6 protein-coding genes are annotated in these 7,565 nt (G+C 25.0%); all 6 read left to right on the top strand.

Annotated elements, in window-relative coordinates:
- The first annotated feature begins 56 nt into the window (after positions 1–56).
- A complete protein-coding gene (gene lepB, locus GM111_RS06105; protein WP_156300188.1) occupies positions 57–1,358 on the top strand; it encodes a signal peptidase I in 1,302 nt (433 codons plus the stop codon).
- Entirely contained in the window at positions 1,348–1,737 is a 390-nt protein-coding gene (locus GM111_RS06110; RefSeq protein WP_156300191.1) for a GNAT family N-acetyltransferase, read from the top strand. The genes lepB and GM111_RS06110 overlap by 11 nt, the downstream gene beginning before the upstream one ends.
- 12 nt (positions 1,738–1,749) lie before the next feature.
- On the top strand, positions 1,750–3,321 hold the full coding sequence (locus tag GM111_RS06115; protein WP_156300193.1) for a glycoside hydrolase family 57 protein: 1,572 nt from the start codon (positions 1,750–1,752) through the stop codon (positions 3,319–3,321).
- 47 nt (positions 3,322–3,368) lie between these two features.
- Positions 3,369–4,484 carry a cysteine desulfurase family protein gene (locus GM111_RS06120; protein WP_156300196.1) on the top strand — a complete coding sequence of 372 codons (1,116 nt, stop codon included), beginning with the start codon at positions 3,369–3,371 and terminating at the stop codon, positions 4,482–4,484.
- Between the two features lie 71 nt (positions 4,485–4,555).
- Entirely contained in the window at positions 4,556–6,544 is a 1,989-nt protein-coding gene (locus tag GM111_RS06125; RefSeq protein WP_156300198.1) for an SIMPL domain-containing protein, read from the top strand.
- Positions 6,545–6,788: 244 nt separating this feature from the next.
- A complete protein-coding gene (locus GM111_RS06130; protein WP_156300200.1) occupies positions 6,789–7,361 on the top strand; it encodes an SMI1/KNR4 family protein in 573 nt (190 codons plus the stop codon).
- The last annotated feature ends 204 nt before the right edge of the window (positions 7,362–7,565 follow it).

The raw sequence follows: 7,565 nt of genomic DNA on the forward strand, positions 1-7,565 counted from the left end.
TTTTTATATTTTTTGTGCTATAATATATTTACCGTTTATGAATGTAGGAGGATGTTATGAAAATAGTTTTTTATATACTATTTTACATAATTACATCAGTAGTAATATTGACGTATTTATTTAAAGAAAAAAAAGTAGTAGGATATATTGATAGATTTACAGAAAATATAGTTGGAAAATTGGGTATAAATAATGAAAATATTAGAAATGATAAGGTTTTATTAATTCTAAACACACTAGCTTTAATTTTATTAGGAGTAACAGCTTTAAAAGTAGATTTTAGTGCTAGTGAAATATTACCTATTAGAAATAAAATAGTTATATTTGGAACAGTATTTAACTTTGCTATACTCTTAGCAGTTTACGCTAAAAAATACTATTATGAGTATATGAATATAGTTAATACAGTGTTAATAGTATTTGGTAAAGCAATGTTTGGAATAGATGATAAAGTATTTTTAAGATTTAATATTTTTGCTGTGATAACTTCAATAATATTAATTGTTTTCTCACAAGTTGAGTTAACAAGTAAGTTTAAAAAGGTATTTAATGCAATATTTATTATTATACTTGTAATAATTATACAAGGATATTATTTAGGTAACTATGCTATACCAACTGGGTCTATGGAACCAACTATAGCAGTTAGTGATAGAATTTTTGCTAATAATATTGTGTATAAATTTAAACAACCAAAAATTGGAGATATAATCTCATTTAAAGAACCTTTAGATAATAGTTTAATGTATACAAAGAGAATTACAGGTACGCCTGGAACTATGTTTAAAATAAATGATGGAGATCATAATATATATATTGATGGAGAAAAATCAAGTTTAAACAGAGAATATTCTATAGAAGGTATACTTAAATTATTCAATAATCCTGAAATATATATTCCTAAAAAGGGAGATAAAGTAAAACTTACAGAAATTTTAGAATTAGATATAGTAAATGGAAATGGAGTTGTAGAAGTATCAAAAGAAGAATTTCTAGCAAAAAATATTCCAACAGATTACTATAAATACCTATTTGGTTTCTTTAATACCAACACTCTAGATCAAATTAGTGGAGTAGATCAAGATTTAAGTAATAAAAGATATACATATATTTTAGAAAGTGAAGGTAGATTTGTTCTTCCTATACTTGATTTTAAATATGATAAAGAGATTATGACTAAGTTATTAAATGGAGAGGAAGTTGAAGTAATAAGTAATTATTACATGGCTATGGGAGATAATACTAATAATAGTAATGATTCAAGATTCTTTGGATATGTTAAAGAAGAAAGAATTTATGGTAAATTATTATTAAGATGGTATCCATTTAATAGAATTGGACTTATAGATGAAAAATAATGAAATACAAGAAATCTTAGAATTACACAATCAAAATTTTTTAGATAAAAAGAGTTATGAAGAAATAGAGAGTATGTTTAATAACCCAAATTATAGTATACATTGTATTTATGATGTTGATTTTGTTGGATATATTATCATACTTGATAGCTTTGATTGTTATGAGGTATTTGAAATTGCAATTAAAGAAAAATATAGAAATAAAGGATATGCACAAAAGCTTTTATATAATATTTCAGATGATAAAGATGTTTTTTTAGAAGTATCTGAAAAAAATATAGCAGCAATAAAGCTTTATGAAAAAGTTGGATTTGAAAAAATATCAATTAGAAAAAAATATTATTTAGATGGAAGTAATGCATTGATAATGAAAAAATAGGGAGTGATTACTGTGAAAGGTTATTTAAGTATTGTTTTACACGCACATTTACCGTTTGTAAGACATCCGGAGTATGAAGAATTTTTAGAAGAAGATTGGCTATTTGAAGCAATTACAGAAACATATATTCCGCTTTTAAATATGTTTGAGAATTTAAATAGAGATAGAGTACCTTTTAATATTACAATGACAATTTCAGGAACTTTAGCAAATATGTTAAATGATGAAATGTTGCAAAATAGATATTTAAAACATATGGATAAATTAGTAGAGTTTTGTTCATTAGAACTTGAAAGATTAGCTCCATATCCAGATATGTATAAGATTGCTGTACATAACTATGATACATATTTCAATGCAAGAAAGTATTTCTTAGAAAATGATAAAAACCTAATCAAGAGATTTAAATATTTCCAAGATTTAGGTAATTTAGAAATTATTCCAGTTACTGCAACACATGGAATGTTACCTATGATGAAAGATTACCCTAATGCTGTTAGAGCTCAAGTTAAAATGGCTAAGATAGACTATATGTCTAATTTTGGAAGAGAACCTCAAGGTATATGGCTTGCAGAATGTGCTTACTATAAAGGACAAGATAAATACTTAAAAGATGAAGGAATTAGATATTTCTTAGTTGATGCACATGGAATTAAAAATTCAAATCCAAGACCTGTTTATGGAGTTTATTCACCAGTATTTACAGAAAATGGAGTTGCAGCATTTGCAAGGGATTTAGAATCTTCAGAACAAGTTTGGTCATCTGAAGTTGGATATCCAGGAGATGGAGCTTATAGAGAGTTCCATAAAGATGCTGGATATGAACTTGACTATGATTACATTAAACCTTTCTTACACAGCGATGGAGTAAGACGTAATATTGGTATTAAATATCATGCAATTACAGATAAAAAAGGAACATTTAAAAAAGCGTATGATCCAGAACATGCTAGAAATACAGCTATTTCACATGCATACAACTTTGTATTTAATCGTAGCAAACAAATTGATTTCTTAGCAAGTAAAATGAAATATAGAAAACCTATAATAGTATCACCTTATGATGCAGAGCTATATGGACACTGGTGGTATGAAGGGCCTATATTCTTAGAATATATATTTAGAGCAATGCAAGAATCTAACTTTGGAAGTATTACACCTTCTAGATATTTAGATATATATAAATTAAATCAAGTAGTTGATTTAAGTATGTCAAGTTGGGGAGCAAATGGTTATTATGATGTTTGGGTAGATGGATCTAATGATTACATTTATAGGCATCTACATAAAGCTGCTGAAAAGATGATAGAACTTGCACAAAGAGAGCCGCATAATGAATTAGAATATAGAGCATTAAATCAAGCTGCAAGAGAATTATTCTTAGCACAAACTTCATGTTGGCCATTTATTATGTTTACTAAGACTATGGTTGGATACGCTCAAAAGAAAGTATCAGATCATACTTATAGATTATTCAAACTATATGAAGATATTAAACATGGAAGTATAGATGAAGAATGGTTAAAAGAAATAGAAGGAAGAGACAATATATTTAAAAATGTAGATTATAGAGTATATAGATAAGAGGGGATTCCCCTCTTTTCTAAATTTTTAGAAAAGTAGGTAAAAATATGATATATTTTGATAATTCAGCTACAACACGTGTAGATGAAAGAGTAATAGAAGAAATGACTAAGGTAATGAATAATATGTATTTGAATGTAGATTCAGGATACAGTGCTGCAAGTGATGTAAAGAAGATATTAAGAAGTAAAAAAAATATATTTAAAAAAGTGCTAGGATTAAATCCTGATAATTTTTCATTTACATCAGGTGGAGGTGAAGCTAATAATTTAGCTTTAACATCAGTTTTAAGAAAAGAAAAAAAAGGGCATTTTATCATATCTCCACTAGAACATCCATCTTTATTAAATACTGCTCTGGAACTTAAGAACGAAGGATATGAACTTGATTTTGCAAAAGTAGATGAATTTGGAAATATTGATATAGATCATCTAAGAGATTTAATTAGAGAAGACACGAGACTTGTATCAATAATGGGTGTAAATAATGAAATTGGGACTATAATGGATATGAATTGTATAGCTGCAGTTATTAAAGAAAAAAATCCAAAAACATATTTACATATAGACTATGTCCAAGGATTAAATCATGTCCCTTTTGATTTTTCTAAAATAGCAGTAGATCTTTTATCTATTAGTTCACATAAAATACATGGTCCTAAAGGAGTAGGAGCTATATATATTAAAGATGGTGTGAAAATTAAAGAACAAATATATGGAGATAATAGTGAGAATAAATATATTCCGCGTACTATGTCTAATGAATTAGTTTTTGGTTTTTTAAAAGCTATGGAAATAGGGAATGATATGGAATATGTTAAAGAATTAAAAGAATATTTTTTAAATAAATTATCTGAGATCACTAATGTATATGTAAATAGTCCAGAAAATTCTAGTGATAGTATAGTTAATGTTTCTTTTATTGGAGCTAGAGCAGAGGTATTACAAAACTTTTTAGCAAGTAATGATATATGTATTTCTACAGGTTCTGCATGTTCTGCCAATAAAAAGGATTCTCATGTTTTAAAAGCCTTAAATATTTCTAAAGAAAGAATTGAAAGTGCTATTAGAATAAGTTTTTCTAAATACAATAGTAAAGAAGAAATAGATACATTCTTTAAAGTATTAACACCTTTTTTACAGATGGTGAGAAGTATAAAATAAGTAAGGTATAAGGGAAATATAATGAAAATGGGGTAAAATAGAGCTATATAAAAGGTATAAAAGGAGTCGGTATGAAAAAAATATTTATGCTATTATCATTAGTTGCAGGATTAAATTTAATGGGTCAAGAAATGATGGTTGCTACTAAGCAAAAAGTGGAAAAAGAAATTAGTGCAGATACAGCACTTATTAATTTTAATTTAAGTACTGAAGGTAAAAGTTTAGAAAAAACAAGAAATAGTAATAGAGAAAAAGTAAATGAATTCTTTTTACTTTTAAATGAAAATGGAATTAAATTTGATAATGTAACTACAAATAGTATTTCTGATAGAAAATTCTCAAAATTAGTTAAAGAAAAAGAAAATGGTTATGAAACTTTTATGACTTTTTCAATCACAGCAGATGTAAATGAGGGTGCTAAAATAATTGAAGAATTGGAAAAAAATGGTGCCATAGGATATAAAATGAATAAAGGGTTGATTACGTTTAAATTATCATCTATAGGTAAAGATAAAAATGATACATTTAAGAAAATAAATAAAAAAATTCAGATTATAAAAAATAATATAGGGAAAGATTTTGACTTTATTTTTTCAGATTCGTATAAGAAAATGGAAAGAGTAGATGAAGAGTTTTTTGAAGTGGAAAATAATTTTTCCTTTAAATTAAGAGATGTTAAAAAAATTGATAAATTAATTGAGATAGCTGCAAAATTTGATATAGAAATAAAAAATAATATAGAATATTCAGTTTCTAATTTAAAAGAAGAGTATTTAAATATGTATGAAGATGCATATGTAAGAGCAAGAAATAAGGCAAAATTCTTAGTTAGTGAAGGTTATGAAATTAAGAATGTAAAATCTATTAAAGAAAATAAATATTTAGTAGATGAATTAGAAAGAAAAATAAATGTTGCAAATGATGTAGTAGAGTATCCTATGCCTATGATGGCTATGTCTAAGATGGCTGTTAAAGAATTAAGTTTTGATGAAGTATCTAATCAAAGTTTAGAAATAACTATACCTAAAGTTAAACTTGAAAATGAGTTAGTAATTGAGTTTATTGCAGATGATGGAAAAGAAAATGTTAAATATAGTAATGAATTAAACCTATATTCTAGTTTTAGTAAAGATATTAAAGCAGATATAGTAGATCTAGAAATATCAATTAATACTAAATCTAATAAAGATATGCTAGATTCTAATAGTGAAAATGCAAAAGTATTTAATAGAATGAAAGAACTATTATCAGCAGCAGGAATTAAATATGAAAATATTGAAACTATCTCATTTGATACTAAAAAATATGATGATGTTGATGTAAAATTAGGTAAAGTAATTAAAGATGAAAAACAAGCTACTTTTAAGATTAAAGTTGGCAAGATTAATACTTTAAATTATCAAAAATTCTTAGAATTAACAAATGTAGATGGAGTTAGACTTTATACTAATAATGATGAGCTATATTTAGAAATAAAGGAAAGTGCAAAATCAGTTAAAGCAGCATATGATTTAGCTAATAAAAAATACAGTATGTTAAAATCTGATTTAGCAAAATCAAATATTGATATAGTTTTAGAAGAATATTTTAATAATGAAATACTTGAAAGAGAAGAAATAATAGAAAAGAAAACAAACTATATTACTAATAATAGACTTAAAATAAGTACTAAAGATATAGAAAAAGTATCATTAATGATTTCTGTTTTAAGAGAATTAGGAATAGAAACACAATATATAAACTATGGATTAGATAAATTAGAAAATTACCAAAAATTATTTTATAATGAGTTATTACAAGATTTAAGAAAAAAAGAAGATAGATTTAATAAGTTAGAAAATATTGAAACTAAAGGATTTAAAATTATTAAAGATAGTGAAAATGAAATATATAGATACTATGGAAAAGATAGGTTAGTATTAAATAAAGAAAATTATGAACATAATTTAAGTATTTCAAATACTGAAATAATTAAGAGGGCTAAAGAAAATCCTTATAAAATATTTGTCAAACCATATAATGTGAGAATGGCAATTGAGGGTGTAATTAATTTAAAATAATGCAAAAAATAGTTTTTAGGGTTTGGGAATATATAAATGTTATATTTTCTAACCCTTTTTTCTATCTCTTAATTAAAATAGAGAGGGGCCTAGAAATATAAAGAATTTAAATTTTATGGAGTTACATAAAAATTGAAAGAGTATTGAAATAAGTATACAAGTTAAAAAACATGATTTTTAGTGTTAATCTTTTATGATATAATAAAATAAGATATTTATCAAATTAAAATAGGAGAGTAAGAGTATGTTTGAAAAAATATTAAAAGAAGTAAAAGAAAATAATATTGAATTATTACCACCAGTAAGTGATGAAGATATAGAAAAAATAGAAAAGATATATAATTTTAGAATGCCTAAGTGTTTAAAAAATTTATATAAAGAAGGAATGCCTTTAAATGAATATACTATAAATTATGCAGATTTTTCTATAGAAAATGTAAATAAAATAAAAGAGTATATAAAATATTATGATGAAGAATGGAATATGAATAGGTTAAATTGGCCAGATAGTTTATGGGGACCAGAACCAGAAGATGAAGATGAAAGATATGATGAAATGGAGAGAAGATTTAATGAAGCAGAAGGATTAATACCTTTAACATATAAAGGTTATTTCATTTCACAAGTAGTAGATAGTGATAAAACACCAGTATTTCATGTAGCTTGTAGTGATGTAATAATATTAGATGCTTCCATTAGTAGTTTTATAAAAAGATTTTTTATAGAAAAAAAACTTATAGATGATAATAAAGAAGATGATTTATCATTTAAAAATCAAACTTTTGTAAAGTTTTGGTTAGAGATATGTTATTATTAAAGGATAGTATAAAAAAGTCAGGAGTATTAAAAAATATATTGATTAAATCACACGAACATGAAAGGGTAGATAGATAAAATGGAAAGAGGATGTAAATCAGTTTTTACTGGTTGTTTATCAGTGTTTATTGTAATATTTTTATTTTTTGTTGGAGCATGTGTAAGAATAAATTCAGAAGGTGCAATGATAAAAGATTTAAGAGAA

It is taken from the genome of Streptobacillus canis, from assembly GCF_009733925.1.
Classification (GTDB): Bacteria; Fusobacteriota; Fusobacteriia; order Fusobacteriales; family Leptotrichiaceae; genus Streptobacillus; species Streptobacillus canis.

What these genes read in the sequence shown, in the direction of transcription:
- GM111_RS06130 (WP_156300200.1), top strand. Translation starts at nt 6,789, where the DNA reads ATGTTTGAAAAAATATTAAAAGAAGTAAAAGAAAATAATATTGAATTA.
- lepB (WP_156300188.1), top strand. Translation starts at nt 57, where the DNA reads ATGAAAATAGTTTTTTATATACTATTTTACATAATTACATCAGTAGTA.
- GM111_RS06120 (WP_156300196.1), top strand. Translation starts at nt 3,369, where the DNA reads ATGATATATTTTGATAATTCAGCTACAACACGTGTAGATGAAAGAGTA.
- GM111_RS06110 (WP_156300191.1), top strand. Translation starts at nt 1,348, where the DNA reads ATGAAAAATAATGAAATACAAGAAATCTTAGAATTACACAATCAAAAT.
- GM111_RS06125 (WP_156300198.1), top strand. Translation starts at nt 4,556, where the DNA reads ATGAAAAAAATATTTATGCTATTATCATTAGTTGCAGGATTAAATTTA.